Source organism: Micromonospora sp. NPDC005806, from assembly GCF_042871425.1.
Lineage (GTDB): Bacteria > Actinomycetota > Actinomycetes > Mycobacteriales > Micromonosporaceae > Micromonospora.
Window position 1 is genome coordinate 23,572 of the sequence record NZ_JBIAIL010000019.1, and the last position, 26,948, is coordinate 50,519.

The window sequence follows — 26,948 nt, forward strand, 5'->3', positions numbered from 1 at the left end:
TGTGGCCCTTCGGCGGCGCAACACGTCGGGCGGCCACGACCGGCCAGTAATGGCCGACCCCGGGTCAACGCCACCCACGGCGGCCCGGCGCGGCACGCGCCACGGGTCGACCGACGTCCGTACCCGACCAACCCCACCAGCTCCTAGTGCACGACGGTTCCCGCCGTCGGCACGCTGCACTCCGTCATCCATACAGGACGACCGTGGCCGCCGGCCACGGCCGGGGATCCCGCGCGGCCTGGGAGGGGCCGACGGGCTCGAAGCCGGCATCGCCAGCTCCGCCGCACCGATGACATCCACGCACGTTCCGCCCGCTGCTTCCCGGACCGTGAAAGAGGCACCCATGAATCCACACCCACCGGGGCGCCGGCGCTCGCTGAGCCGGCTCCGGAGATCGGTGGCCGCCCTCGTCGCGCTGGCGCTGCTGACCACCGGCCTCTCCTCGTCCCCGGCGAACGCACGGCCGACCGACCCGGAACGGTCGGCGCCGGCTGCCGCCACGACGCCACTGCAGGCCCAGGTGCTCACCTGGACGGCGGGCGACAACTTTCTGGCCTACCGGTCGGCACCCACCACCGCCGTCGCCGGCCCGGCCACCCTCGTCTTCGAGAACAGCCCCGCCACCGGCAACACCACGGGAATGCAGCACACCCTGACGTTCGAGACCGGCGACCCGCGGTACAACAGCGACGTCGACGTCAACATCCTCGCCGATCCGACGGACGCCAACGGGGGCCGCTGGACCGTGGATGTGGTGCTCTCCCCGGGCACCTACCGGTACTTCTGCTCCATCCCCGGCCACGGCGGCATGACCGGTCTGCTGGTGGTCAGCGGCGGTTCCTCGGACACCACCCCGCCGACCGTCAGCGCCGCGGTGACCGGCCAGAAGGACGCCAACGGGGCATATGTGGGCAGTGCCACGGTGACCCTGTCCGCGTCCGACAGCGGTTCGGGCGTGGACCGGGTCGAGTACGCCCTGGACGGCGGCCCGTACGGCACCTACTCGGCGCCGGTGACGGTGAACCAGCCGGGTCAGCACACGGTGAGTTACCGGGCGACGGACAAGGCGGGTAACACCTCGCCGGTCCAGCAGGTGTCGTTCACGGTGGTCGAGCCGCCGCCGGCGGACACCACCCCGCCGACCGTGACCGCCTCGGTGACCGGTCAGAAGGACGCCAACGGGGCGTACGTGGGCAGCGCGACGGTCACCCTCTCCGCCATGGACACGGAGTCCGGGGTGGACAAGGTCGAGTATTCGCTCGACGGGGGCGCCTACGCCGCCTACGGCGCGCCGGTCACCGTCAACCAGGCGGGCCAGCACATGGTGAGCTACCGGGCGACGGACAAGGCGGGGAACACCTCGTCGGCGCAGCAGGTGTCGTTCACGGTGGTCGAGCCGCCGCCGGCGGACACCACCCCGCCGACGGTCACCGCCGCGGTCACCGGCGAGAAGGACGCCAACGGCGCGTACGTGGGCGGTGCCACGGTCACCCTGACCGCGAGCGACAGCGGCTCGGGCGTCGACCGGGTCGAGTACTCGCTCGACGGGCAGCCCTACGCCGCCTACACCGCCCCGGTGACCGTCAGCCAGCCGGGTCAGCACACGGTCAGCTATCGGGCCACCGACAAGGCCGGCAACACCTCGTCGCCGCAGGCCGCGTCGTTCACGGTGGTCGAGCCGCCCGCCCCGGACACCACCCCGCCGACCGTGACCGCCTCGGTCACCGGCCAGAAGGACGCCAACGGCGCCTACGTGGGCAGCGGCACGATCACGCTCTCCGCCATGGACACCGAGTCCGGGGTGGACAAGGTCGAGTATTCGCTCGACGGCGGCGCTTACGCCGCCTACGGCGCGCCGGTCACCGTCAACCAGGCGGGCCAGCACGCGGTGAGTTACCGGGCGACCGACAAGGCCGGCAACACGTCGTCGGCGCAGCAGGTGTCGTTCACCGTGGTCGAACCGCCGCCGGCGGACACCACCCCGCCGACGGTCACCGCCGCGGTGACCGGCCAGAAGGACGCCAACGGGGCATACGTGGGCAGCGCGACGGTGACCCTGACCGCGACGGACAGCGGCTCGGGTGTGGACCGGGTCGAGTACTCCCTCGACGGGCAGCCCTACGCCGCCTACACCGCGCCGGTGACCGTCAGCCAGGTCGGTCAGCACGCGGTCAGCTACCGGGCCACCGACAAGGCGGGGAACACCTCGTCGCCGCAGACCGCGTCGTTCACGGTCGTCGACCCGCCTGCCCCGGATACCACCCCGCCGACCGTCAACGCCGCCCTCACCGGGCAGCTCGACGACAGCGGGGCGTACGTGGGCAGCGCCACCGCCACCCTGACCGCCGCCGACAGCGGCTCCGGCGTGGACCGGATCGAGTACTCCCTCGACGGGCAGGCCTACACCCGCTACACCGCGCCGGTCACCGTCGACCGGCCGGGGCAGCACACGCTGAGCTACCGGGCGACCGACAAGGCCGGCAACACCTCCGGCACCGCCTCGGTCACCTTCACCGTGGTGGCCAGCGGGCCGCAGCCCGAGTGCGTGAAGGACACCCGGCCGACCGTCTGGGTCGGCACCGTTGACAGCGGCGTGCCGAACCGGGTGGTCCAGGGCGACTGCACCATCAACGACGTCATCGACTCCGACCGGGACTGGCGCAACCACGGCGAGTTCGTCTCCTACGTGGGCTACGTCGGCGAGCACCTGCACCACCTCGGCCTCATCACCCACCAGGAGCACGGCAAGCTGGTCAGCGCCGCCGGTCGGTCCGGCATCGGCAAGCCGGCGGGCAAGGACGGCTACCAGCCGATCCTCGACTCCACCGGCGCGTCGTTCGGCCGCTGGCAGCACGTCGGCGCGGGTGGCTTCACCCGCAACGCCGACGGGTCGATCACCAGCAAGCCGGTGCCCGGGCTCGGCATGCTCTGGTACCCGGTCTCCGCGTACGGCGACTTCTCCCTGAAGTTCCAGTGGCGCGACGACGCCCCGGGTGACGGCCGGGCCAACAGCGGCGTCTTCGTCCGCTTCCCGGACGTCCGGAACCACCCGGCCGAGTCCCGCCCCGAGTGGGTCGCCATCAAGTACGGCCACGAACTCCAGATCCTCGACCGGACCGACGGCGACCAGTACAAGAGCGGCTCGGTGTACGGATTCGACCGGGTCGGCCTGGCTGGCGCCGGCGTGACCCCGAAGGGCACCTGGAACGACTACGAGATCCGGGTGGTCGGCCAGCACTACTCCGTCTTCCGCAACGGAAAGCTGATCAACGAGTACGTCAACACCCCCGACGCCGTCTTCAGCCCGCCGAGGGCGGACGACCCGGGCGGCGCCGGGCGGCAGAGCGCCACCGGCTACCTCGGCCTGCAGAACCACGGGACCGGCGACGTCATCAGCTTCCGGAACGTACGGATCGCCCCGCTGACCGCCTGCTGTTCCGGCGGCGCCTCGGACACCTGCTGCTGAGTGGAAGGGAAGGACACCATGGCAAGGAACAGGATCGACCGCCGTACGCTGCTGAGGGGCCTGGCCGGCTCCACGGTCGCGGTCAGCGCGGCCAGCCTGGCCGGCGCGCTGCCGGCCGGGGCCGACCAGGGGGGCCAGGGCAAGCTCATCCCGCAGGGACACGTGGGCATCCAGCTCTACAGCGTCCGGGACAAGATCGCTCAGATCGGCTTCGCCGCCGTCTTCGAGGAGCTGTCCCGGATCGGCTACCGGGAGGTGGAGTTCGCCGGCTACACCCAGGGTTCGGTCGGCGCCATCACCCCGGAGCAGATCCGCCAACTGCTCGACGACAACGGGCTGAAGGCGGCCGGCAGCCACCGGGGGCTGCGCGACTTCCGCACCAACCTGGAGTGGGAGCTGGACGTCGCCGAGACCCTCGGCATGCCTGCCATCGGCACCGCGGAGGCGCCCACCGGCAACCGGACCATCGCCGGCTACCAGGCGGCCGCCGCCGAGTTCAACGCGTGGGGCGAGGCCGCGACGGCCCGGGGCCTGAAGCTCTACCAGCACAACCACACCATCGAGTTCGCCTTCGCGACGGACCGTCCCGACGTGCGGCTGTACGACCTCTTCCTGGAGCTGACCGACCCCCGGTACGTGTTCCTGGAGATGGACATCCTGTGGGCGTACGGCGGGGCGCGGAAGTACCCGGGCTTCCGCCCGGTCGACTACGTCAACGCCCACCCGCACCGCTACCCGCTGTTCCACGTCAAGGACGGTGTGCCGCTGCCGAACCCGCAGCAGGGCAACTCCTACGCCGACGTGGAGTTCGGCGCGGGTGTCATCCCGTTCGCCGAGTTCTTCGGCGAGCTGAACGGCCGGGGCCGCTTCGAGTTCCTCTGGGAGCAGGACTCGGCGCCGGGCGCCCAGCCCAACCCGCCCGGGTCGCTCGGTGCCGCCGAGCGCAGCTACCAGCGCATGGTCGAGCTGCGGGGTGCCCGGTGAGCGCCTGGCGGCTGGCCGAGGACGACCCGGCGCCGCAGACCGGACCGACGACCGGGTCCACCGGCCCGCTGGGCGGCCGGCCCGAGCGCCCGCGTACCGGCGCCCGGCGGATCCTGGTCGTCGCGGCGGTCGTGCTGCTCACCCTGGTCGGGGCCGGCGGGTTCGCCGCCGCCCGCACCGGGATGTTCGCCGAGCGTCCGGACGGCTGCGCCAAGCCGGACCGCACCATCCAGCTGTACGCGGTGGAGCTGCCGAAGGACGGCACCCAGATCCGGCTCGGCTACGGCCTCACCCCGGAGACCGCCTCCTACCCGGGCCCGCTGATGGAGATGATGGAGGGCGAGTGCCTGGCCATCACCCTGCACAACCAGGTGTCCGAGGCGACCCTGGCGGCGCTGCGGACCGACCCGGCCCACCCGCTGGGCGTCTCCCTGCACGTGCACGGGGTCAAGTACACCCAGGACTCCGACGGCACGGTGCAGAGCGGGTCGTACGTCCCGTCGGGCGGCTCCCGCACCTACACCTGGTACGCCCAGCCTAGGAACAACAAGACCGGGGCGCAGGGCACCGCCGGGTACTGGTGGTACCACGACCACGTGGTGGGTGGCCCGCACGGCACCCAGGGGCTCTCCTCCGGCCTCTTCGGCGGCCTGGTGGTCCGCCGCCCCGGCGACCCGAAGCCGGACCGGAGCTACACGGTGGTCTTCGGTGACCGGCAGAACATCAACCTGCGCCGCGGCGCCGCCACCGACACCTGCACCGAGGTGAACCCGCAGCCCGGCCCGAGCTGCCTGGTCGCCCGCAAGGGGGAGCGGGTGGAGTTCGTCGTGGTCGGCGTGGGCAACGACATGCACACCTTCCACCTGCACGGGCACTCCTGGGCGGACACCCGCACCGGGATGGTCAGCAACGGGCAGCCGTTCGCCGACTCCGTACCGATCATCGACAACAAGACGCTCGGACCGGGCGATTCGTTCGGCCTCAGCGTGGTCGCCGGCGACTCGGTCGGCCCAGGGCACTGGATGCTGCACTGCCACATGCAGTTCCACTCGGACGCCGGCATGTCGACGATGCTGCACGTCCTGGATGAGAACGGGAACATGCCGCCCGGCATGGACCACCAGCACACCACCGCCGGCGCCGCCGCGGCGCCCGCCGCCGACGGCGGCACGCACCAGCACAACTGACGGGTCCGTGGCCGCCGGCCTCAGCGTCGAGGACCGGCAGCCACCGGACCGCACCGCCATCCACACCGCCGCACCGGCCGCCCGCGTACGGGTGGCGCCGGTGGACGCGTACGCCCTCGTCCGGTGAGCGCCTCACTCTCACCGGCCGATCGACGAACCCGGAAACCTTCAACCCAGGAGGAGTCGAGATGGCCGACAGACGCCATTTCCGGTTCTCCCGCTGGGTCGGCCGCCTCGGCGCCGCCCCGACGGGACCGATCACACCCACACCGACCCCGTCGAGCGCCCCGCGTCGTCCCGGCGGCCGTCGCCGGGCGGCCGCCCTGGCGTCGAGCGCCGCCCTCGCGCTCGGCGTGCTGGCCCTGCCGGGCCAGACCCTCGCCCCGACGCCCGCCGCTGCCGCCGAGGCCGCCGCGGCGGTCAAGGTGCTGGTCTTCCACGGCCCGGTGGACAAGCAGGACGACCCGGTCGCCAAGGCCACCGCGACGATCCGCGCGCTGGGCGTGCAGCAGGGCTTCACCGTCGACGACTCCGCCGACCCGGGGGTGTTCACCTTCGGCAACCTGGCCCGCTACCGCGCCGTGGTGTTCCTCTCTGCCAACGGCGTCACCCTCAATGACGCGCAGGAGGCGGCCTTCCAGGCGTACGTCAAGGGCGGCGGCGGCTTCGTCGGCGTGCACGACGCGGCGCGCGCCCAGCCGGAGTCGTCCTGGTTCACCGGCCTGATCGGCACCCGCCCGGCCGCCGGCCTGCCCAACGCGGAGAAGGCGGTCTCGGCCACCGCCAGCGGGGAGAACCCGCCGAACGAGACCGCCGCGCGGGCCATCGACGGGTCGACCGGCACCAAGTGGCTCACCTTCTCGCCGACCGGCTGGCTGGCGGCGAAGCTGGCCAAGCCGGTCGCGGTCAGCCGGTACGCGCTCACCTCGGCCAACGACTTCCCCGGCCGGGACCCGAAGAACTGGACCCTGCAGGGCTCCCAGGACGGCACCACCTGGACCGACCTGGACACCCGCAGCAACGAGACCTTCCCGCAGCGGTTCCAGACCAAGCAGTACAGCTTCACCAACACCACGGCCTACCAGCACTACCGGCTCAACGTCACCGCCAACAGCGGAGAGCCGCTGATCCAGCTGGCCGAGCTGTGGCTGATCGGCCCGGACGCCGGCCCTGCGCCGGAGAGCACCGTGCAGCAGGCCACTCTCGACGTCACCGACCGGGAGCACCCGGCCAACAAGGGCCTCCCGCTGACCTGGACCCGGTCCGACCAGTGGATCAACTGGGACCCCAGCCCGATCGGCAAGGTCCACACGATCGCCCAGGTCGAGGAGCGCACCTACAACGCGGGCCTGAGCGGCAACGGGGCGTTCCACCCGATCTCGTGGTGCCAGGACTACGACGGCGGCCGGTCCTTCTACACCGGCATGGGGCGTACCGAGGCGAGCTGGACCAGCGACGAGCGGTTCCAGAACCACCTGGCCGGCGCGATCAAGTGGACGGCCGGCCTGGTGCGTGGGGACTGCCAGGCCACCATCGCCTCGAACTACCGCATCGAGCGGCTCACCACCACCAACCAGTCCGGCCAGCTCGACCAGATCGGTGAGCCGCACGGCCTCACCATCGCCCCCGACGGCAAGGTCTTCTACATCGGCAAGGCCGCCTGCCCGACCGGGCCGGTCGTGAGCTGGGACGACCCCAAGGTCGGCCTGGGCTGCGGCACCATCCACCAGTGGGACCCGAAGACCAAGCAGGTCAAGCTGCTCACCACGCTCGCCGTGATGGGCAACCGGGGCAGCGGCAGCGAGCTGGTGAAGAACGAGGAGGGCCTGGTCGGCATCACCCTCGACCCGAAGTTCGCGCAGAACGGCTGGGTGTACGCCTACTGGATGCCGCACGAGTCCATCGACCGGGACCGGCGGATCGGCCAGCGGACTGTTTCCCGGTTCACCTACGACGCGGCGCAGCAGACGATCGACCAGAGCACCCGCAAGGACCTGCTGCACTGGGACACCCAGATCCACAGCTGCTGCCACGCCGGTGGCGGGATGACGTTCGACGAGAGCGGCAACCTCTACATCGGCTCCGGGGACAGCAACTCCTCCGGCGGCTCCAGCGGCTACTCCGGCAACAACTGGACCCAGGACTACAAGGGCACCTCGTTCCAGGACGCCCGGCGTACCGCCGGTAACACCAACGACCTCAACGGCAAGATCCTGCGGATCCACCCGGAGGCCGACGGCACCTACACCATCCCGGCCGGGAACCTGTTCACCGGCAAGGAGGAGGGCGGCGGCAAGACTCGCCCGGAGATCTACGTGATGGGCGTGCGGAACATCGCCCGGATCGCCTGGGATTCCGTCAACCACTGGCTGACCGCCGCCTGGGTCGGCCCCGACGCGGGCGCGCCCAGCCCGGACCTGGGCCCGGCGAAGTACGAGACCGCCACGATCATCACCTCGGCCGGGAACCAGGGCTGGCCGTACTGCATGGGTAACCGGCAGCCGTACCGCGACCGCGACAACACCGACGCGAACGTGCTGACCGGCTGGTACGACTGCGACAACCCGAAGAACACCTCGCCGCGCAACACCGGCCTGGTGAACCTCCCGCCGATCCGGGACAACATGATCTGGTACTCGCCGCAGGGCGGTGGCCCGGTCTTCCCGAAGCGGACCGACGGCAGCGGGCTGCCCTCGTACGTGCTGGGCGAGGAGACCTTCACCCAGCCGTACCTCAAGGGCGGCGGCCAGGCCATCATGAACGGCCCGACCTACCACCGGGACAAGGTCGACACCGACAGCGGCGTCGCCTGGCCGGCGTACTGGGACAACAAGTGGTTCATCGGTGACGAGTCCAACGCCAACAACCGGATCGCCGTCACCGTCGACCCGGACAAGGTCGCCGACCACGGCCCGCCGGCGTTCGCCGAGGACCTGCGCCAGATCATCCGCTCCGGCAGCGGCGGCACCCAGCTCCAGTCCTGGATGGACGCCAAGTTCGGCCCGGACGGGGCGCTGTACATGCTTGACTACGCGGGTGGCTTCTTCAGCCTGCACGGCAACCAGAAGCTGATCCGGGTCTCGTACACCGGTGGCGAGGCGACGCCGCGGGCCAGCGACGCCGCCTGGCGGGCGGTCGCGCCGAGCCAGCCCAAGACGATCGGGTTCTCGTCGGCCCGCTCCGGCGGCGCGGCGTGGGAGTGGAACTTCGGTGACGGCAGCGCGCCGTCGCACGAGGCCAACCCGACCCACACCTACGCGGGCTACGGCACCTACGAGGCCACCCTGAAGGTGACGTACGCCGACGGCCAGGTGTCCACCGCGAAGATCACCGTCACCACCGGCTGCCCTGCGCCGGACGGCCGTAAGACCGTCCAGCTGCTGGACACCGACACCGGCGTGACCAACCACGTGGTCGACGGCGGCTGCACGATCAACGACCTGATCGACGACGAGCGGAACTGGTCGAACCACGGCCAGTTCGTCAGCCACGTCGCCGACGTGGTCAACGACCTCCGGGCCGGCGGCGTGGTGGACAACCGGGAGGCGCAGAAGCTGCAGACCGCCGCCGCCCAGTCGCAGATCGGTAAGGTCGCCGGATACCGGCCGCTCTTCGACGGCACCGCGGCGTCGCTCGCCGACTGGCGGCAGGCGCCCGGCGGGGCGTTCAACCTGCAGCGCGACGGGACCATCCGCAGCTCGGGTGGGCTCGGCATGCTCTGGTACGCCAAGGACGAGTTCGCCGACTTCTCGCTGCGGCTGAAGTTCCGGGACGTCTCCGCCGGCACCACGTACGCCAACAGCGGGGTCTTCACCCGGTTCCCGGACCCGCGGACTCCGCTGGACCAGCGGCCGGAGGGCAGTTGTGGCACGGTCGGCTCGGCCCGCTCGTCCCAGGCCTGGGTGGCGATCTACTGCGGCCAGGAGATCCAGATCTACGACGGTCCCACGGGTGAGCCGCAGAAGACCGGGTCGATCTACAACTTCGACGCGAACAACCTGGACCAGGCCGGGGTGACCCCGAAGGGCCAGTGGAACGACTACGAGGTCCGGGTGGTCGGGCAGCACTACACGATCATCCGGAACGGCCTGGTGATCAACGAGTTCGACAACACGCCGGGCAAGGCGTCGTCCCGCGCCGGTGACCCGCCGACCGACCTGCGCCAGTTCCTCAGCGGGTTCGTCGGGTTGCAGAACCACGGCACGAACGACCTGATCGAGTTCCGCGACGTACGGGTCCGCGACCTGTAGGTCCTCCGGCGGTGCCGGGCACGGGGTCACCCCGTGCCCGGCACCTTCGCGTCCGGCGGTGCGGTCGCCGGTTCAGTGATCGGGGTCGAAGGCGCCGTCGAACTCGAACACGGGGTTGGGGACGTCGCGGCCATGGCTGTCGGTCAGCATCGCCGGGCCGACGAGCTTCGACGGCCCGCCGGCGACGTAGGTGGCGTCGGACTTGGCCTGGACCTCGAACTTGCCGTCCTGGATCTGGCCCTGGTCGTCCCGGAAATGCATCATGCAGATCCAGTCGGGGCCGGGGCCGACATCCGGGACCTTGGGGCCGCCGCGGTCGCAGGTCGCGGCGGCGCCGATGGTGGCGACGGTGACCCCGGACTCGCCGAGCAGGGCGGCGCGCTGCACGTATAGGTTGGCGAAGGTGGGGGCGATCGCCCGTTCGAGTCGGGCCTTGGTGACGTCCTCGTGGCCGCAGCCGGCGAGCGCGACGGTGAGCGCGGCGGCCAGGGAGATGCCCCGCAGGCGGTGTGCGTTCATGGTTAGCCTCCGGTGATGTCGCGGCGACGCAGGTAGCGGTAGGCGAGGCTGAGGCAGACGACCAGCCAGCCGGCGCTGACGAGCGCGCCGGTGGTGACCGGTGCAGGGAAGGGGTGCGCGGTGAGCAGCCCGTGCCAGGCCTCGAACGGGGTGGTGAGCAGCAGCCGTCGGCCCTGGTTGAGGCCGCCGAGGCTGCTGACCAGCTGCATGATCATCCCGAGGACGACGGGTGCGGCGACGCCGATGGTGGGGTTACGGGTCGTGACCGACAGCAGGATCGCCAGGGCGGTGAAGCCGAGCATCGGCGCGACGGCGGTGGCCCAGCTCGCGATCACGACGGGCAACGCGTGGCCCGGCGCGATGAGCTGGCCGCTGAGCCCGGGCAGGGGTTGTCGGCCGACGACGAGCAGGCTGGTGGCGATGGTGCTGGCGGCGAGCAGGACCAGGACCAGGACGTTGAAGCCGACGGCGGTCAGGGTCTTGGCCCAGAAGACCTGGGTGCGGCTGACCGAGCGGGTGAGGATGGTCTTCCAGGTGCCGTGCTGGTCCTCGTTGGCGAAGATGTCCCCGGCCACCAGGGCGGCGAGCAGGGGCAGCACCCACTGGTGGGCGAAGGCGAGCACGAACAGCGGTACGGCGTAGCCGCTGGTGTGGATGTGCCGGCCGTAGATGGTGTCCTTCGGCGGCAGTTGGGTGTCGAAGATCAGCACGACCGCGATCGGGACGACGACCGCGCCGATGAGCAGGGCGCGGCTGCGCGCCTGGGCGGCGAGCTTGGCCACCTCCCAGCGCAGGACGGTGGCGGTGCCGGGCCGGCGGCGTGCGGTCGGGGCGATGGCGGGTACGGCGGTGGCGGTCATCGGTGGGCTCCGGTGGCGGCGTCGAGGTCGGCGGTCGGTCCGGTGGGGGCGGATTCGGTGAGCATGAAGAACAGCGCCTCCAGCGGTGTCTCGTCGCGGGTGAGGCCGCGCAGCGCGATGCCGGCGTCGACGATGTCGGCGATCAGCCCGTCCACGTCCTTCTGCGGGCCGCGTACGGCCAGCCCGACGTCGACCGGCGCGACCTCCAGCCCGCGGGCCCGGGCCAGTTCGCCGGCGCGGTCGTCGTCCGTGGTGGTGATCCGGTGCGCCTGCTCGGGCGCCTGCTCGCGCAGCGCGGCGATCGAGCCGTGGTGCACCACCGAACCGGCCTTCATGATCGTCACGTTGTCGCAGATCTGCTCGACCTCGGCCATGTCGTGGCTGGACAGGAGCACGGTGAGGCCGGTGTCGGCGAGGCGTCGGATCAGGTCGCGCATGTCGCGGATACCGGCGGGGTCCAGGCCGTTGGCCGGCTCGTCGAGCACCAGCAGTCGCGGGTTGCGCAGCAGCGCGGAGGCGGCGCCGAGGCGCTGCCGCATGCCGAACGAGTAGCCGCGAACCTTGTCGTGCTGGCGGTCGGTGAGCCCGACCAGGTCCAGGACCTCGTCGATCCGGCCGGCGGCATCACCGCCGTCGAGACCGGCCAGCAGCCGCAGGTTCCGCCGGCCCGTCAGGGTCGGGTAGAACTTCGGGCTCTCGATGAACCCGGCGACGCCCGTGAGGGCGCCCACGCCGTGGTCGCGCCAGGACCGGCCGAAGACCTCCAGCGAGCCGCGGTCGGGACGGATCAGCCCGAACAGCATCCGCAGGAAGGTCGTCTTACCCGCCCCGTTGGGGCCCAGGACGCCGTAGACCTCGCCCTGCGCGACCTGCACGGTGATGTCGTCGACCGCGGTCAGCGGACCGTAGGTCTTGGTGAGATGGACGGCGTTGACCGCCAGCACATCGTTCATGGCCCGCGACGCTAGAGATCACACATGAAGCAGGGATGAAGACGCGCGGCGGGTCAGCGGCGGCTCGCCGCACCCCGGCGCCGCAGCCGCCAGGCCGCCCAGGCGAGGGCCGCGAGGATGCCTGCCAGCAGGGCGTACCCCTGGTAGCGGTGCAGCTCGGCCTCGATGGCGCGCAGGTGGTCCCCGGCCAGGTAGCCGGCGGTGACCCAGGTGCCGACCCAGGCGGCGGCGCCCAGGGCGTTGTAGGCGACGAACCGCCGCCACGGCATGCCGGTGGCGCCCGCGATGATCCCGTTGAACTGCCGCAGCCCCTCGACGAACCGGGCGACCGCGACGACCTTCGGCCCGTTGCGGCTCATGAACGCCTCCAGCCGGGCGAAGCGCTCCGGAGTCAGCCGGACGTACCGGCCGTGGCGCAGGATCAGCTGCCGCCCACCGGTGCGGCCGATCAGGTAGCCCACGCTGTCCCCGAACACTGCGGCCAGGAACGCCGCCACCGCGACGCCGGCGACCGTCAGGCCGCCGTGGGCGGCGTAGCCGGCGCCGGCGATGATCGCCGTCTCACCGGGTGCCGGCATGCCGAAGCCTTCCACCCCGACGAGCAGGGCGATGCCCAGGTATCCGTAGTGAGCGACGAGGCTGGTGAGGGAACCGGCGACGGTCACCGGCGTGCCATGGCGGCCTGGTCGGTGGCCGCCGCGCCGCCGGTCCGCAACAGTGGCCGCAGCCGGGTGCGGTCCAGCCGGTCCAGCCCGGCGGTGATCGGGCCGCGGGCGACCAGGTAGCCCAGCAAGGTGACCGTGGCCCCCAGCGCGAAGCCGGCCAGCACGTCAAACGGGTAGTGCGCCGCGATGTAGACCCGGGCGAAGCCCATCAGGGCGGCGGCGGCCGTGGCGAGCAGACCGAGGCGCCAGCTCACCAGGAGCAGGCCGGCCGCGATGGCGCCGGCCATGGTGGCGTGGTCCGACGGGAGCGACGGATCGGTGCTCCGATCGGCCAGCACCAGGATGCCCGACAGCGTGGTGTACGGGCGGGGCTCATGCACGAGCGCCACGATCGGTTGGTTGACCGCCACCGCCAGCAACATCCCGATCGGCGCCCAGATCGCGGCCGGCAACCCCGCACCGCGCAGGCGGGCGGTCCACCAGCCCGCGAGCAGCAGGACGGCGAAGAGCACCACGCCATACTTCGCGTAGCCGACCATCGGGGCGTGCAGCCACGGTGTCGCCCGGGCCAGGTCGTTGATCTCCAAGAAGAGCCGGGTGTTCATGCTGTCCCTTCCGACGTCCGGCTGCCGACGGTAGGCACGCGGACATGAAGGCCACATGAAGATCGTCCGGGGTGTGCTGGACTGGTGGTCGACGTGACGCGAAGGAGGCGGGGTGCGGGTCCTGGTGGTGGAGGACGAGCGGCGGCTCGCCGATCTGCTCGCTCAGGGGCTGCGCGAAGCCGGACACGCGGTCGACATCCGGTACACCGGCTCGGACGGCCTCCTCGCCGCGGCCACCGGACCGTACGACGCGGTGGTGCTCGACGTCATGCTGCCGCGACTCGACGGCACGGCGGTCTGTCGGGCCCTGCGCGAACAGGGCAACCGCGTTCCGGTGCTGATGCTCACCGCCCGCGGGGAGGTTCCCGACCGGGTCGCCGGCCTCGACTCCGGCGCCGACGACTACCTGTCCAAGCCGTTCTCCTTCGACGAACTCCTCGCCCGGCTGCGTGCCCTGCACCGCCGGTCCGCCGGTCCGCCCACCGGCGAGGTCCGCGCCGGCGACCTGCTGCTCGATCCGGCCCGGCGACGGGTGTTCCGCGGCGACACGGAGATCGACCTGTCCGCCCGGGAGTTCGACATCCTCGCGCTGCTGATGACCCGGGCCGGGCAGTGCCTGACCCGCTACCAGATCCTCGACGAGGTGTGGGACGGCGAGACCGACATCCGCTCCAACGTCATCGACGTCCACGTCGCCACCCTGCGGGCGAAGGTCGACAAGCCGTTCGGTCGGCACGCCATCGAGACGCTGCGTGGCGTCGGCTACCGGCTCCGTCCCGACGGCGGCTGAGATGGGCACCGGTTCCCGTACGCGGGGCGCGCGGTGGGGGCGCCTGCCGCTGCGGGTCCGGCTGGTCGCCGGCTTCGCCTCGGCGATGCTGGTGGTGCTCACCGGTGCCGGAGGATTCGTCTACCTGCGCGTTCGCTACGCCCTCGACCTGCGCCTCGACGAGGACCTGGCCGCCCAGTCGGCACAGCTGACCGACGCCGCCCGAACCGGCGCACCGCTGGCCAGCGCGGCCCGGACCGGGCCGGGGGAGTACTGGCAGCTCCTCGACTCCACCAACCACGTCCTCGCCGCCGCCCCCGGCCTGCCCGCCGGTTCCCTGCTCACCCCGGGGCAGCTCGCCCGGGCCCTGCACCAGCTGGTACGAGCCGACCGGGGCACCCTGCTGCCGATCACCGCCCGCCCGCTGCGGCTGTACGCGGTTCCCGTCCAACCCGGTGCGCAGCCGGCGCCGGGACAGCCCGCGGTCACCGTCGCGGCGGTCCGCCGCGACCAACGCGACGAGGCGTTGCGCGAACTCATCGGTCAGCTCGCCCTCGCGAACCTGGCCGCCCTCGCTGTCGCCTCCCTGGTCGGCTACCGGCTCGCCCGAGCCGCGCTCGCCCCCGTCGAACGCTACCGCGGTGAAGCGGCCCGGATCGCCGCCGGCGAGACCGGGGTCCGCCTCGCCGTTCCCGCCACCGACGACGAGGTGGCCCGGCTCGGCCGCACCCTCAACGACATGCTCGCCGCACTCGAGTCGGCCCTGGAGCGGGAGCGACGGTTCATCAACGACGCCAGCCACGAGCTGCGCACCCCACTGACCCTGCTCTCCACCGAGCTCGAACTCGCGCTGCGCCGACCGCGCACCACCGCCGAACTCGAGCAGACCCTGCGGGCCGCCGCCGCCGACACGGCCGACCTGATCGCCCTCGCCGACACGCTCCTCGCCCTCGGCGTGCAACCCGTCCAGGACGCCGCCGCGCCCGAGGTCGACGTGAGCGCGCTGGTGGCCGGCCTGGTCGACCGCTACCGGGTCGGCGCGGCTCCCGACACGCTGCACGAGCGGATCGTCCCGGGTCTCGCCGTCCGGGGCGACGCCGCCCGCCTCGGCCGGGTGGTCACCAATCTCCTGGACAACGCCGTCCGCTACGGCGCACCGCCGATCACCGCCTCCGTCGATCGGGCAGACGGGATGGTCCGGCTCGCCGTGCACGACAGCGGCCCCGGAATGGACCCGGAGTTCCTGCCCCACGCCGCCGAGCGGTTCCGCCGCGCCGATACCTCCCGGACCTCACCCGGCACCGGGCTGGGGCTCTCGCTGGTCGAGGCCATCGTCCGCGCCCACCACGGCGAGCTGCGGATCTGCTCGGCGGGAGCCCACCACCGCATCGGTGCCGTCTTCGCCGGCGAATGCCGGCATCCCACGAACGGTACGACCGTCACCGTGCTGCTGCCGGCCGCCCCGACTTCCGCTGCCGCCTGATCGGCGCGGCGGCAGGCCGTGACGACGATCCTCCCGGGGGAGGGGCACGGTCAGCGCCTCTGTCGATGGCTGTCGGCTGTGGAAAGACGGTGGCCGACCGGCGATGCCCGACTCGTGCGACAGGCGTAGGAGCCGACGGCGGGCATCTTCCACAGCTGTCCGATGACCTGGACACACGTCGATTCGTAGGTTCGGTGCGACCGTCGCGGCGGTGACCCGTGCCCTTCCGACACAGGCCCGGGCGCGACGGCCGGTGCGGGGAGGAGGAGCACGCGGATGCGAAGTGGAAAACTGGCCTGGCGCGCCTCGGCGGTGGCCCTGGCGGTCGCGGTCACCGGACTGCCGGCGACCGGCGCGCTGGCCCAGCCGGGCGCCGACGAACGCCCGGCGCTGGTGATCACCGACGGTGTCACCCAACCGGTGTTCGGATACGCCGACGCGGTTCGGGAACGGATCTTCGTCACCGCCGACGTCGACACGGACGGCGACGGCGCGCGTGACGTGGTGGCCATGGACATCATCCGGCCGAGGGCGAGCGAGAACGGGCTCAAGGTGCCCGTGGTGATGGACGCCAGCCCGTACTACTCGACGGTCTGTCGGGGCAACGAGAGCGAGTGCAAGGCCGACGTCGACGGGGACGGGCTGAACGACAAGTGGCCGCTCTTCTACGACAACTACTTCGTCCCGCGCGGCTACGCGGTGATCCTGCTCGACATGATCGGCACCAACAACTCGACCGGCTGCCCGGTCACCGGTGGCGGGGCCGACAACATCAGCGCCCCGACCGCGATCGACTGGCTCAACGGGCGCCGGCCCGGGCACGACGCCGCCGGCCGGGAGGTCGTCGCCGACTGGCACAACGGCCGGACCGGCATGATCGGCAAGTCGTACGACGGCACCCTGGCCAACGCCGCCGCGGCCAGCGGGGTGGACGGGCTGACCACCATCGTGCCGATCTCGGCCATCTCGAGCTGGTACGACTACTCCCGCAGCAACGGTCTGGTCACCCGGGCCAACAATTACTCGGGCAGCCTCGCCAACACGGTCACCAACCCGGCTCGCCGGGCGTACTGCGCGCCGGTGCGAGCGGCCCTCGGGCAGGGTGGCGACGACGCCACCGGCGACTACAACGACTTCTGGGCGGAGCGGGACTACGTGCCGCACGCCGACCGGGTCCGGGCCAGCGTCTTCGTGGTGCACGGGATCAACGACGACAACGTCCGCCCGGATCACTTCAGCAAGTGGTGGGCCGCACTGGGCGAGCAGGGTGTGTCGCGCAAGCTCTGGCTGACCGGCACCGGCCACGTCGACCCGTTCGACTTCCGCCGCGTGGCGTGGGTCGACACCCTGCACCGCTGGTTCGACCAATGGCTCCAGGGCATCGACAACGGGATCATGGGGGAGCCGGCCGTCGACATCGAGCGGGCGCCGGACGTCTGGGAGACGGCCCGCGCCTGGCCGCTGCCGGACACCCAGCCGACCCAGGTGTTCCTGCAGGCGCCGGCCGCCGGGAACGCGGGCGGCCTGTCCGTCCGCTCCGGCCCCGGCAACGCCTCGGCGACCTTTCAGGACACGCCCACGATGACCCAGACCAACGCCATCCGCCACCCGTCGGATCCGCTGGCGAACACCGAGAACCGGCTGGTGTTCCTCTCCGCGCCGCTGCGGGCGCCCCTGCACATCTCGGGCACCCCGATCGTGCGGATCAACGCCACGGTCGACGGCGAGGACACCAGCTTCGCCGGGCTGCTCGTCGACTACGGCAGCCGCCAGCGCTTCAGCACCGCCGGCGACGGCATCCGGACGCTGACCGAGGAGGACTGCTGGGGCGAGCCGGCCGACTGGGGCGGCTTCGCCGAGGACGCCTGCTACCGCAGGACGGAGAAGAACGTCGCCAGCAACCCGCAGGAGCTGGTCACCAAGGGCATCATCGACGGCCTCAACGTCGACTCGCGGTCCGTTTCGACGCCGCTGGTGCCCGGTCAGAAGACCGCGGTGGACCTGAACCTGCTCCCCGAGGACTACGTCTTCGACGCCGGCCACCAGATCGGCGTGGTGCTGCTCGGCTCGTACTCCGGGTACAGCAGCCGGGCCAAGCAGAACCGGGCCCACATCACCGTCCACTTCGACCGCAGCCGGATCACCCTGCCGGTGGTCGGCGGCCGGACGGCCGCGGTGGCGGCCGGCCTGTAGGAGACCCGGGGGCGGGCGCCCGGCACCGGCGACCCGCCCCCGGCCCGGCCGCGAGGCCGGCTACCGCCCCGGCCGGTAGCGGCCGGTCAGCCGGCCGAGCTTCAGGGCCAGGTGCAGGCAGAGCCGCTCGTTGCCGTCCTTCAGGTCGGTGTCGGCGAGCAGCTCCACCCGTTGCAACCGGTAGTACAGCGTCGTGCGGTGCAACCGCAGGCGCTCGGCGGTGGCGTGGGCGTTGCCGGCGAGGTCGAGGTAGGCCTCCAGGGTCTCGAGCAGCACCTGCTGGGCCTCGTCGTCCAACAGCCGGCCCAGTCCCGGATGCACCCGCGCGGCGTCCAGCTGGCGGGCGTCCACTCCGGACAGCAGGCGGTAGATGCCCAGCTCAGACCAGGGGACGACCGGGCCCAGGGCCGGCAGTTGGGCACCCACCCGGGCCGCCTGGAAGGCCTCCTGGTACGACAGGACGCTGTCGTACAGGCGGGGTCGGGAGTCACCTATCCCGAGGACCGTGCGCGCCACCGACGCCAGTCCCCGGGTGGCGCCGCGCAGGGCCTTTTCGAGGTGCGCGGCGGCGTCCTCCGCCGCCATCCGGCCGGTGCTCCGCCCGCCGCAGAGCAACAGCGCCCCGTGGTCGTGCCGGACCAGGTGCAGCGTCTCGCGCGACCCGACCCACTGCCGGGTGGCGACGAGGGCGTGCTCCAGGGCGATCCGGGCCGCGTCGTCGAGCACCTCGTCCGGAGCCACGACGAGCTGGGCGACCAGGGCGGTGACCTGGCCGTCGCGGGCGACCACGCCGTCGGTCAGCAGCGAGCGGACCGCCTCGCACCGAGCCTCCGGGGATTCGACAAGGAGCGTACGGGTCGCCTCCGCCTCCCGCTGCGACGTCAGCTCGCCGAGCAGGTTCTCCCGGTACAGGGCCAGCGACAGGTCCGGCATCGCCTCGGTCACCACCGAGATGTCCTCGTCGGTCATCCCGTCGGCCGCGTCGATGAACCACACGAAGCCCAGCAGCAGGTCCTGGTGCCGGATCGGCACGCACACCCGGGGCAGCAGGTCCAGTTCGGGGCAGGCCGTGGTGCGCACCGGCTGCCGGGCCTCCATGATCCCGATCTCCCGCGCCCAGGCGATGACCTCCGGGGTGGTGTGCCGGCGCAGGATCGAGCTGCGGCGTACCCCGTCCATGACCCCGGTGTGTTCGCTGTAGACGACGACCCGCTGGCGCCGGTCCTCGATCAACGCCGGCCGCCGGACCCGCGCCGCGACCCGGTCGACGATGCCTTGCAGTTCCACGCGCATGCGCCCCCCCCCCCCCCCGGACCGGCCCGGTCCCGGCGCGGTCTCCGCGCGGTCCGGGCCGGGAGTGTGCTGGTAGGACCGTTGGCTTACCTTCCGATGATGTTGGCCGAAGCGCAATCCCCCGTGCCGGCACCGCGACAGCCGTAGCCCGTCCGGTCCGGGGTCTTCCGGCATCTGTCGGAAGACCCCGGCGAGCGACGCCCCTAACGTGTGCGGGTGCCGGCCCGAGGGGCCAGGGCGGGCGTCCCGGCGCGGGTACGCCGCGCGAACGGAGGGTCGGAGAAGGGAAAACCGTGGCCGCAACCAGGCCCTGGCAGGGCCTCATCGTCGCCGTTCCCACGCCGTTCCGGGCCGATCTCTCGGTCGACTACGACCGGCTCCAGGAGCATGTGCGGTGGCTCGCCGACGAAGGCTGCCAGGGGGTGACGCCGTGCGGGCCGATGGGGGAGTACCGGGCCCTGTCCGACGGCGAGCGCGCCGACGTGGTCCGCGCCGTCGTCGAGGCGGCGCCGGAGGGCTGCGCGGTGGTGCCGGGCGTCGGCGGGTACGGCAGCCGGCAGTCGCGGCAGTGGGCCGAGCAGGCCCGGGCCGCGGGCGCGCAGGCCGTGCTCGCGCCGCCCCCGGTCGGGTACCCGGCTGCCGCTGCCGAGGTCGTCGCCCACTACCGCGAGGTGGCCGCGGTCGGGCTGCCGGTGGTGGCGTCCCACGACCCGATGGAGTCCACCGTGGACCTGACGCCGGAGCTGCTGGCCCGCGTCGCCGAGACCGACGGCATCGTGGCGGTGCGGGAGACCGATGTGAGCCGGCTGCACCGGGTCCGCGAGCTCTGTCCCCACCTGGACGTCCTGGTCGGGGCCGACGACGCGCTGTTGGAGCTGACCGTGTGCGGCGCGACCGGGTGGATCGGGCACTGCCCCAACGCGCTGCCCCGGCTCTGCCTGCACCTGCACCGGCTGTGCGTCGCCCGCGACCTGTCGGTGGCGCTGCCGCTGTACGCGCAGCTGTACCACCTGCTCAGCTGGGATTCCCAGCCGGAGGTGGTGCAGGCCGTGAAGCTGGCGATGGGGCTGACCGGCCGGTACGGCGGGCCGTGTCGCCCACCGCGCGGCACGCTGTCGCCCGAGACCGAGGCGCAGCTGTGCCGGGACATGCGGCGGGCGATGCGGGCCGGGGCCGACGGGTAGGCGTGCCCGCCCGCACCGGCCGGCGGTCCTGCACGTGTCGGAAGTCGCCGGTCCACCTGCCGACATCTGCACGGTGACCGCCCCGCCCACCGGCTCCTAGATTCGGGATCGGGCGTGATCATGCGGGACGGCGAGCGCACCCGCATCGCGACAACTCCGGCGCGGCACGTCTGACGCCGCGCGACCCGGAGCCGTCGCCCGATCGCCCCGCCCCCTGAGCCCCCGACCTGAGAGGTGACTCGATGCACCTTCTGGCCACCAGGCGTGCGGTGTGGCGTTCGGTGCTGGCCGCCGCCGTCGCGACCGTCCTGGTCGCGACCGGCTCCGCCGGACCGGCCTCCGCCGCACCGGGCGATCCGCCGGACGGGACCGCCCCGTTCCAGGTGCTCGACCCGCAGCACTGGCAGAACCCCGACACGATGACCTGGGACGACTACAAGGCGGTGCCCAACCGGAACTGGGCCGACCCCACCGTGCGCGGATCGGTCCGGAACTTCAAGATCGCGCTGGTCACGCTCGACTACCCGGACCAGCCGTTCGTCATCACCAAGCCGGCCGGCTCCTCGGTCTTCGGCAACCCGCAGGCCAGCGCCGCGAACGTGCCACGGGACCGGGTCGCGCAGTTCTACACGGACTTCCTCAACTCCCCGGGCGACCTGAACCGCGGACACACCCTGCACGAGTACTGGATGCAGGACTCCAACGGCCGGTACGGCGTCGACCTCACCGGCTTCGGCCCGTACGAGATGCCGTCGAAGTCGTACCAGTACGGCATCGACAACGGCTTCAACCCCGGCGCCTGCCCGTCGGGGGGGACCTGTGCCCGGAACATCCGTACCGACGGGCTCGGCGCCTGGCGCGCGGCGGTCGGCGACGCGGTGGCCAACAGCTACGAGCTGGTCTTCATCCTCTCGGCCGGCCAGGACGAGTCCTCGACCTGGCAGGAGTTCGGCCAGATGATGTTCCAGACCAAGGAGGACGTGCCGGACGCGTGGGGCCCGCCGGACCCCACCCTGCCCAACTACGCGAAGACCCGGTACGTCGAGTGGACCTCCTGGAAGGCGGCCGCCACCATTTGGCCGAACGCCGGCGGTGGCTCGTCGACCCAGGCGGAGAGCTCGGGCATGGGCGTCTACGCGCACGAGCTGAGCCACCTGCTGAGCATCGGGGACAACTACAACAACCCGTACGGCACCCCGTTGCGCCGCGCGTACACCGGCATCTGGAGCATGATGTCGCGCGGTTCCTTCAACGGTCCGGGCGGGCCGCACACCCGCTGGCAGATCCCCCCGGTCAACGGCGGCTCGATGGGTTCGCTGCACACCGTCCGGGACAAGCTGAAGATCGGGCTGCTCGGCGAGGAGCACGTCCTGCGGCTGTCGCGTGAGGCGCTGGCCGCCTCCGGCCCGGTCGTCGCGGACGTCACCGCCCGCGCGGTGGACGCCGGCCCGGGCGGGCTGACCGGCATCAACATCGCGATGAACGCGGACCGGTCGCCGGCGTGCAGCGTCAGCACCGACCCGCTGTGCGACGGCGGCCGGTACAACAACTACACGGTTGAGGTCGTCCAGCGGATGGGCGCGGACTCGTTCACCCCGGACAACGGCGTGCTGATCAGCAAGACGAAGAACACCGACAGCGCCCCGTTCGTGTGGGTCGTCGACGCCAACCCGCAGGACATCGACATGGTGGACTTCTACCAGCCGAACGGCACCCCGCAGAAGATCACCATGGGGGACTACCGGCAGTTGTCCGACGCGTTGTTCCACGCCGGCGCCAACTCCGGCAGCGAGTACGAGTACGTGGACGAGGCCAATCGGCTGCACTTCTACGTGCTCAACCTCCGCCGGGACGCCGACGGGGTGCTGTCGTACACGGTGGCGGTCCGGTCGCTGGACAGCGCGGGTCCGAGCCAGCACGGCGTGGCCCTGTCCAAGGGCTCTCTGATCACCCGCGGCGCGCCGACCGGCAAGGGCGCGAACTGCACGTTCGACCTGACCAACACCGGGACGTACGTGGCGGGCGAGCAGCAGCACCCGGAGGACGCCAGCGCCTACCTGAAGTCCGACGTGTACCGGCTCTCGGCGACCGTCGGCGGCCAGGGCTGGCGGGTGGAGCTACCGAACGAACTGGCTACGGCCGGGTTCGGTGCCACCGTCCCGGTCGACGTCTCGGTCGGCGCCACCGCCGACGCGACCGCGACCACCCTGGTGACGCTCACCGCCACCTCGGAGAGCGACCCGAGCAGGACCGTGACCAGCCAGTGCCGGGTCGAGCGGCCCCGGGCGCTGCTCGGCTGACCCACGCAGCGGCCCGGGGCGGTGCGACGCCACACCGCCCCGGGCTCAGCCGGAGACGAGTCGGGAGGAGTGATTAGCTGTCGAATCTCTCTGGATGTCCATCTATGGTTGCTTGTTGTGCGTGGCGTCTGCCGGATCGGTGAGTGTGCCGAGCGGGTGGCGTTGTCCCCGCAGCAGGAGCTGGTGGAGGATCTGCTGGTGGTCGTGCGTGCCTTCTCGTGGCGGCTGGGTGTGCCGCGTCCCTTCATGGCGGAACTCGGAGCGGGCCTGACTGGGGCTGGTGACCAGTGAAGGTCACTCGGATCGCTTACTCGAGCGGCCTGAATGTAGGTAAGTACCTAGTTTTGCTGGAGCAGGCGCGCCGATTGGGTCGGGTGCGCAGCGAAGTGTGGCAGCGCTACGGTTCGGTCGCAGGGGTCGGGTCTGGACTGAATGATCGGCAGGTGCGGGACCGGTGGTTGGCCGACGGCACGCACCTCCAGTTCGGTGTGCTGGCGAATGCGTGGAAGGAAACCGTCCGCGACGCCATGGCCGACATCGCCGCGAACCTGGCTGCCGCAAAGGTAGAGGTCCGGCGGGCCATCGGCCGGCGCACCAACGATCCGGCCGAACGCAAGCGGATGTTCACGGCGCTGAAGGCTGACCAGTGGGCGGACGACCCGTTCCTGGCGCGGCAGATGCGCAAACAATGGAAGCGCGGCCGCAACCGCACGCACGATCAGATCGTCGTGCGCGCTGACCAGCATCACACCGTCACCGACGCGCACGGCCGATTGTGGCTGGCGATTCCCGGTCTGCAACGCCGCCAGAAGGTTCGGATCCCGCTGTCCACGAGCGTCGCCCCGGCGGGCACGCTGCGGCTGATCCTGCGCGGCGGCCGGGTCGAGGTGCACTACCAGATCGACGCGTCGCAGATGCGGACGTCGCAGCGGCCGTGCGGTCAGCGGACGCTCGGCGTGGACAAGGGCTACACCGAAGCCCTGACCGACTCCGACGGCGTGCACCACGGCACCAGCCTCGGCCAACTGCTGATGAGCGAGTCGGACCGGCGGAAGGAACGCAACGGGCGTCGGGCGAAGCTGCGCTCGATAGCCAACAACGCAGCCCTCCGCGGTGACCACGCGAAAGCGCACCGAATCAGAGCCAACAACCTCGGCACCGTCAAGCGGGACCGGCAGGCCGCCCGCCACCGCGCGCTCGTGCGCACGGAGATCTTCACCGCCGTGCACCGGGTCGTCGACACCGCCGCCACCGTGATCGCCGAAGACCTCACCAAGAAGTTCGCCGGACGCAAAAGGCTCGGCAAGAACGTCAACCGGCGCCTCGCTGCGTGGACCAAAGGTGTCACCGCCGAGGCCCTAGCAAGCGTGTCGGAGCGCAGAGGTTCTGTGCTCGTTCCCGTCAACGCCGCCTACACCTCACAAACCTGTCACCGCTGCGGCCGGCTCGGCCGACGCGACGGGGACCGGTTTCACTGCACCTGGTGCGGGGTGGTGTGGCAGGCAGACGTGAACGCCGCGATCAACATCCTGCAGCGATTCGGCGACCCCGACATCGCCCTGCACACCCCACACCACAAGGTGAAGCAGATCCTGCAGGACAGGACCGATCGCCACCGGACCAGACTGCCGGTCCAGGACTCCAGCCCGGCCACGACCGAGCGGAGAGCGAACCATCCGAACCGCTCAACACCGAGTAAGCAGTAGGAAGCAGGACAGATGCGGCGCTTGCTGGCAGTGCTCTGGCTGCCGTCGTTGCTCACCGGCGCGCTGACCGCGTGCGGTGACGCCGAGGAGGCCCGGTCGACGATGACCGTGCGGGTGCTCGTCCGGGACATCAACATCCGGCCGGAGGGCGTGGAGTGCGCCGGCACCGGCCCCTACACCCACTTCCACAACCGGGCGCCGTTCCAGGTGGTCGACGCCACCGGCCGGACGCTCGCCCAGGGCGCGTTGTCGTCCGGTAGGGCCGTGTCGACCTTCGAGGAGGACCTGGAGGTGGCCCGCGTCCCGACGTACTGCGAGTTCGCCGTACCGGTCGACGTGGCCGCCCGGGACGCCTACCGCCTGGTCGTCGACGGCCATCCCCCGATTGCCCTCACCCTGAACAGCAGTGAGGGACCGGCGCTGGTCGCGGTGGTGCCGTCGTGACCCGCCGGCACCCTCTCCGCCTGGCCGCCGCCGCGCTGGCGCTGGCCGGGGTGCTCGCCTCGGCCGCCTGCTTCGGCCAGGACGGCACGTCGGCGCGGACCGATCCGGTCGCCGGTGGTGCCGCGGCGCTGCCCGGCCCGGCGCCGGCGGGTGTCGCCCTGCGACCGGCCCCGTCCGGGGCACCGGGTGCGCCGGCCGTCACCGGTCCGCTCACCGACGGCAGCCGGGTCGCCTTCGCCGACCTGTGGGCCGACCGCCCGGTCGTGCTGGTCTTCTTCAGTTCGTGGTGCGCCCTCTGCGCCCAGCGGCAGGACGCGCTGAGCGAGCTGGCCCGCAGCCACCGGGACGAGGTCGTGTTCGTCGGGGTGGTCACCGAGGACCAGCCGCCGGACGTGCAGCGCTACCTGCGGGAGCACCGGGTGGAGTACCCGGTCGTGGTCGACGACGACGGCGCGATCTCCCGGTCGTACGCGGTCCGCGAACCCCCGGCCGTGGTGCTGGTCGCCAAGGGCGGTGCCCTGCTCCGCGGCTGGCCGGGCGGGGTGGACGCGGCGGCCCTCGACAGCAAGCTGCGCGAGTTGGTGCTGGGCCCCTGACCGGCTGACCCGGCACCGGCGCCGACCCGGTCAGGACCTCGGCAGCCAGGTCGGCGGATCGGCGCCCCAGATGCCCGGCGGTGTCGCCCAGGTACGCGGACCACCGGGCAGCGAGACCGGCGGCAGCGCGTACCGGAGCCGGCCCGCCGGGGCGTCCCGCTCGTCGCACCAGGGCCCGGGTTCGGGCGCGGCGCCCGCAGTGTCGGGCCCGGCCGGCAGGTCGTGTCGCAGCCACCGGGCGGTACGGGCCAGGGACAGCTCCACCGACCGGGCGCCCCCATCCCGGGCGCGCCCAGTGAGGGCCCGCAGCACGGCCGCCGCCAGCAGGTAGCCGGTGCCGTGGTCGAGGGCCTGGGCGGGCAGTACGCCCGGCGTACCGTCCGGCCGTCGTTCGACTTCGGCGATGCCGGTGGCGGCCTGGACCAGGCTGTCGAAGCCACGTCGCCGCGCCCACGGGCCGGTGCCGCCCCAGGACGAGAGGCAGGCCACGACCAGATCGGGGCGGTGCCTTCGCAGCGCGTCGGGGGAGAGACCCCATCGGTCCAGCGCCCCCGGTCGGTAGCCGGTGACCAGCACGTCGGCGTCGGCGAGCAGCGCCGCGAACCGGTCCCGGTCGCCGGGTCGGCCCAGGTCGAGCAACGTGGACCGCTTGCCGGCGCCGGTGTCCAAGTGCTGCCCCCCGATTTCCGGCAGGCCGGGCGGGTCGACCCGAAGCACGTCCGCGCCGAGCAGCGCCAGGAACCGGGTCGCCACCGGCCCGGCGATCACCCGGGTCAGGTCCAGCACCCGCACCCCGGCGGCCGGCAGCCCGGCGGGCGCGGGCGGCAACCGGCGGGGCGTCGCCGCGCCCTCGGTGGTCAGCCGGACCAGCGGCTCCGTCGCGACCGCCGCCGCCTGCGGGTGGCCGTCCCACCCGTCCGGCGTACGGGTCGCGACGGCGAGGCCGCCGGCGGCGTACACCTGCTCCTCGACGTCGGTGGCCGGCAGGGCGTGGATCCGGTCCGCCGCGGCGTCGACCAGGGCGTCGCCGTCGGGCGTGGCCGGGTCGAGGCCAAGCCCGGCCAGCAGCCGGTCCCGGTGGTGCGGGTAGTTGGCGTGGGTGCGTACCCAGCCGTCGGCGGCCGGCCAGAACCGGGACAGCGGGGCGAAGCCGGTGAAGGGCCGCCCGTCCAGCCGCAGGTGCCGTTCGCTGGTGAAGGCCACCGCCACGGCCCGGCTGTCCACGGTCAGCGGGCCGGTCGGGTCGTGCCCCCGCGCCCGGGCCAGCTCCGCCGCGGCCAGCCCGGCCGCCGCGACGCAGGCCACCGCCAGGTCGGTGACGGGCAGCCGGGCGGGGAGCACCCCGGCCGGGCCGCGCAGGTCCACCGTCGCCGGGTCGGCCGGGTCCCCGCCCAGCGCCGTCCACGCCGCCCGTACCGCGTCCGCCGTCGACTGCTCCACCGCTTGATCATTCCACCGGTGGCGGCGGTCCGGAGCGCGGACCGCCGCCAC

The 26,948-nt window shown here is 72.3% G+C and carries 20 protein-coding genes; 13 read left to right on the forward strand and 7 right to left on the reverse strand.

The features are described 5' to 3' along the window. Positions 1-343 precede the first annotated feature (343 nt). The 4 genes from ACFYOS_RS20140 (at position 344) to ACFYOS_RS20155 (ending at position 9,887) form a co-directional block, all read left to right on the forward strand. A complete protein-coding gene (locus tag ACFYOS_RS20140; protein WP_387143542.1) occupies positions 344-3,466 on the forward strand; it encodes an OmpL47-type beta-barrel domain-containing protein in 3,123 nt (1,040 codons plus the stop codon). A gap of 18 nt (positions 3,467-3,484) precedes the next feature. After that, entirely contained in the window at positions 3,485-4,450 is a 966-nt protein-coding gene (locus ACFYOS_RS20145) for a sugar phosphate isomerase/epimerase family protein (RefSeq protein WP_387143544.1), read from the forward strand. Beyond that, positions 4,447-5,637: a multicopper oxidase domain-containing protein gene (locus tag ACFYOS_RS20150; protein ID WP_387143547.1), complete on the forward strand. Its 1,191-nt coding sequence runs from the start codon at positions 4,447-4,449 to the stop codon at positions 5,635-5,637. The genes ACFYOS_RS20145 and ACFYOS_RS20150 overlap by 4 nt, the downstream gene beginning before the upstream one ends. A 188-nt stretch (positions 5,638-5,825) precedes the next feature. Next, complete coding sequence (locus tag ACFYOS_RS20155; protein WP_387143550.1) at positions 5,826-9,887, forward strand: ThuA domain-containing protein; 4,062 nt, start codon at positions 5,826-5,828, stop codon at positions 9,885-9,887. Positions 9,888-9,959: 72 nt separating this feature from the next. On the opposite strand, the gene ACFYOS_RS20160 is transcribed toward ACFYOS_RS20155, so the two are convergent. Genes ACFYOS_RS20160 through ACFYOS_RS20180 form a run of 5 tightly spaced genes read right to left on the reverse strand, consistent with a single transcriptional unit; the run spans position 9,960 to position 13,489 of the window. Beyond that, entirely contained in the window at positions 9,960-10,406 is a 447-nt protein-coding gene (locus tag ACFYOS_RS20160; RefSeq protein WP_387143553.1) for a hypothetical protein, read from the reverse strand. 2 nt (positions 10,407-10,408) lie between these two features. Continuing rightward, positions 10,409-11,266, reverse strand: a complete 858-nt coding sequence (locus ACFYOS_RS20165; RefSeq protein ID WP_387143556.1) for an ABC transporter permease — start codon at positions 11,264-11,266, stop codon at positions 10,409-10,411. After that, the gene (locus ACFYOS_RS20170; RefSeq protein WP_387143559.1) at positions 11,263-12,219 is read right to left on the reverse strand and encodes an ABC transporter ATP-binding protein; all 957 of its coding nucleotides are present in this window, start codon (positions 12,217-12,219) and stop codon (positions 11,263-11,265) included. The genes ACFYOS_RS20165 and ACFYOS_RS20170 overlap by 4 nt, the downstream gene beginning before the upstream one ends. 53 nt (positions 12,220-12,272) lie before the next feature. Next, the gene (locus ACFYOS_RS20175; RefSeq protein WP_387143562.1) at positions 12,273-12,884 is read right to left on the reverse strand and encodes a DedA family protein; all 612 of its coding nucleotides are present in this window, start codon (positions 12,882-12,884) and stop codon (positions 12,273-12,275) included. Next, positions 12,881-13,489 (reverse strand): phosphatase PAP2 family protein, encoded by a 609-nt coding sequence (locus ACFYOS_RS20180; RefSeq protein ID WP_387143565.1) that lies wholly within the window; start codon positions 13,487-13,489, stop codon positions 12,881-12,883. Before ACFYOS_RS20180 ends, ACFYOS_RS20175 begins: the two co-directional genes overlap by 4 nt. A 112-nt stretch (positions 13,490-13,601) precedes the next feature. On the opposite strand from ACFYOS_RS20180, the gene ACFYOS_RS20185 reads away from it, so the two are divergent. The 3 genes from ACFYOS_RS20185 to ACFYOS_RS20195 all read left to right on the forward strand — a co-directional run bounded on the left by ACFYOS_RS20185 (position 13,602) and on the right by ACFYOS_RS20195 (position 17,934). Beyond that, complete coding sequence (locus ACFYOS_RS20185) at positions 13,602-14,279, forward strand: response regulator transcription factor (protein ID WP_387143568.1); 678 nt, start codon at positions 13,602-13,604, stop codon at positions 14,277-14,279. Between the two features lies 1 nt (position 14,280). After that, entirely contained in the window at positions 14,281-15,741 is a 1,461-nt protein-coding gene (locus ACFYOS_RS20190; RefSeq protein WP_387143571.1) for a sensor histidine kinase, read from the forward strand. Positions 15,742-16,017: 276 nt separating this feature from the next. Beyond that, on the forward strand, positions 16,018-17,934 hold the full coding sequence (locus ACFYOS_RS20195) for a Xaa-Pro dipeptidyl-peptidase (protein WP_387143574.1): 1,917 nt from the start codon (positions 16,018-16,020) through the stop codon (positions 17,932-17,934). Between the two features lie 60 nt (positions 17,935-17,994). Here ACFYOS_RS20195 and ACFYOS_RS20200 read toward each other — a convergent pair whose 3' ends face one another. Beyond that, positions 17,995-19,227: a PucR family transcriptional regulator gene (locus tag ACFYOS_RS20200; protein ID WP_387143577.1), complete on the reverse strand. Its 1,233-nt coding sequence runs from the start codon at positions 19,225-19,227 to the stop codon at positions 17,995-17,997. A gap of 293 nt (positions 19,228-19,520) precedes the next feature. Here ACFYOS_RS20200 and ACFYOS_RS20205 point away from each other — a divergent pair, with 293 nt between their 5' ends. From ACFYOS_RS20205 to ACFYOS_RS20230, 6 genes are all read left to right on the forward strand, one after another. Further along, complete coding sequence (locus tag ACFYOS_RS20205) at positions 19,521-20,411, forward strand: dihydrodipicolinate synthase family protein (RefSeq protein WP_387143580.1); 891 nt, start codon at positions 19,521-19,523, stop codon at positions 20,409-20,411. Between the two features lie 242 nt (positions 20,412-20,653). Beyond that, positions 20,654-22,711, forward strand: a complete 2,058-nt coding sequence (locus ACFYOS_RS20210) for a M6 family metalloprotease domain-containing protein (RefSeq protein ID WP_387143583.1) — start codon at positions 20,654-20,656, stop codon at positions 22,709-22,711. 117 nt (positions 22,712-22,828) lie between these two features. Further along, positions 22,829-23,002 (forward strand): hypothetical protein, encoded by a 174-nt coding sequence (locus tag ACFYOS_RS20215; protein WP_387143586.1) that lies wholly within the window; start codon positions 22,829-22,831, stop codon positions 23,000-23,002. A 152-nt stretch (positions 23,003-23,154) separates the two neighbouring features. Next, positions 23,155-24,417: an RNA-guided endonuclease TnpB family protein gene (locus ACFYOS_RS20220; protein WP_387143589.1), complete on the forward strand. Its 1,263-nt coding sequence runs from the start codon at positions 23,155-23,157 to the stop codon at positions 24,415-24,417. A gap of 12 nt (positions 24,418-24,429) precedes the next feature. Further along, positions 24,430-24,861, forward strand: coding sequence for a hypothetical protein (locus tag ACFYOS_RS20225; RefSeq protein WP_387143592.1), 432 nt, complete (start codon positions 24,430-24,432; stop codon positions 24,859-24,861). Beyond that, on the forward strand, positions 24,858-25,457 hold the full coding sequence (locus tag ACFYOS_RS20230) for a TlpA family protein disulfide reductase (RefSeq protein WP_387143595.1): 600 nt from the start codon (positions 24,858-24,860) through the stop codon (positions 25,455-25,457). The genes ACFYOS_RS20225 and ACFYOS_RS20230 overlap by 4 nt, the downstream gene beginning before the upstream one ends. A 30-nt stretch (positions 25,458-25,487) precedes the next feature. On the opposite strand, the gene ACFYOS_RS20235 is transcribed toward ACFYOS_RS20230, so the two are convergent. Further along, a complete protein-coding gene (locus tag ACFYOS_RS20235) occupies positions 25,488-26,897 on the reverse strand; it encodes a CoA transferase (RefSeq protein ID WP_387143598.1) in 1,410 nt (469 codons plus the stop codon). Between the last annotated feature and the right edge of the window lie 51 nt (positions 26,898-26,948).

Excerpts from the sequence above, each read along its gene's own strand:
- ACFYOS_RS20225 (WP_387143592.1), top strand. The coding sequence starts at position 24,430 with ATGCGGCGCTTGCTGGCAGTGCTCTGGCTGCCGTCGTTGCTCACCGGC.
- ACFYOS_RS20210 (WP_387143583.1), top strand. The coding sequence starts at position 20,654 with ATGCACCTTCTGGCCACCAGGCGTGCGGTGTGGCGTTCGGTGCTGGCC.
- ACFYOS_RS20170 (WP_387143559.1), bottom strand. The coding sequence starts at position 12,219 with ATGAACGATGTGCTGGCGGTCAACGCCGTCCATCTCACCAAGACCTAC.
- ACFYOS_RS20160 (WP_387143553.1), bottom strand. The coding sequence starts at position 10,406 with ATGAACGCACACCGCCTGCGGGGCATCTCCCTGGCCGCCGCGCTCACC.
- ACFYOS_RS20195 (WP_387143574.1), top strand. The coding sequence starts at position 16,018 with ATGCGAAGTGGAAAACTGGCCTGGCGCGCCTCGGCGGTGGCCCTGGCG.
- ACFYOS_RS20145 (WP_387143544.1), top strand. The coding sequence starts at position 3,485 with ATGGCAAGGAACAGGATCGACCGCCGTACGCTGCTGAGGGGCCTGGCC.
- ACFYOS_RS20140 (WP_387143542.1), top strand. The coding sequence starts at position 344 with ATGAATCCACACCCACCGGGGCGCCGGCGCTCGCTGAGCCGGCTCCGG.
- ACFYOS_RS20180 (WP_387143565.1), bottom strand. The coding sequence starts at position 13,489 with ATGAACACCCGGCTCTTCTTGGAGATCAACGACCTGGCCCGGGCGACA.
- ACFYOS_RS20165 (WP_387143556.1), bottom strand. The coding sequence starts at position 11,266 with ATGACCGCCACCGCCGTACCCGCCATCGCCCCGACCGCACGCCGCCGG.
- ACFYOS_RS20200 (WP_387143577.1), bottom strand. The coding sequence starts at position 19,227 with ATGCGCGTGGAACTGCAAGGCATCGTCGACCGGGTCGCGGCGCGGGTC.
- ACFYOS_RS20190 (WP_387143571.1), top strand. The coding sequence starts at position 14,281 with ATGGGCACCGGTTCCCGTACGCGGGGCGCGCGGTGGGGGCGCCTGCCG.
- ACFYOS_RS20155 (WP_387143550.1), top strand. The coding sequence starts at position 5,826 with ATGGCCGACAGACGCCATTTCCGGTTCTCCCGCTGGGTCGGCCGCCTC.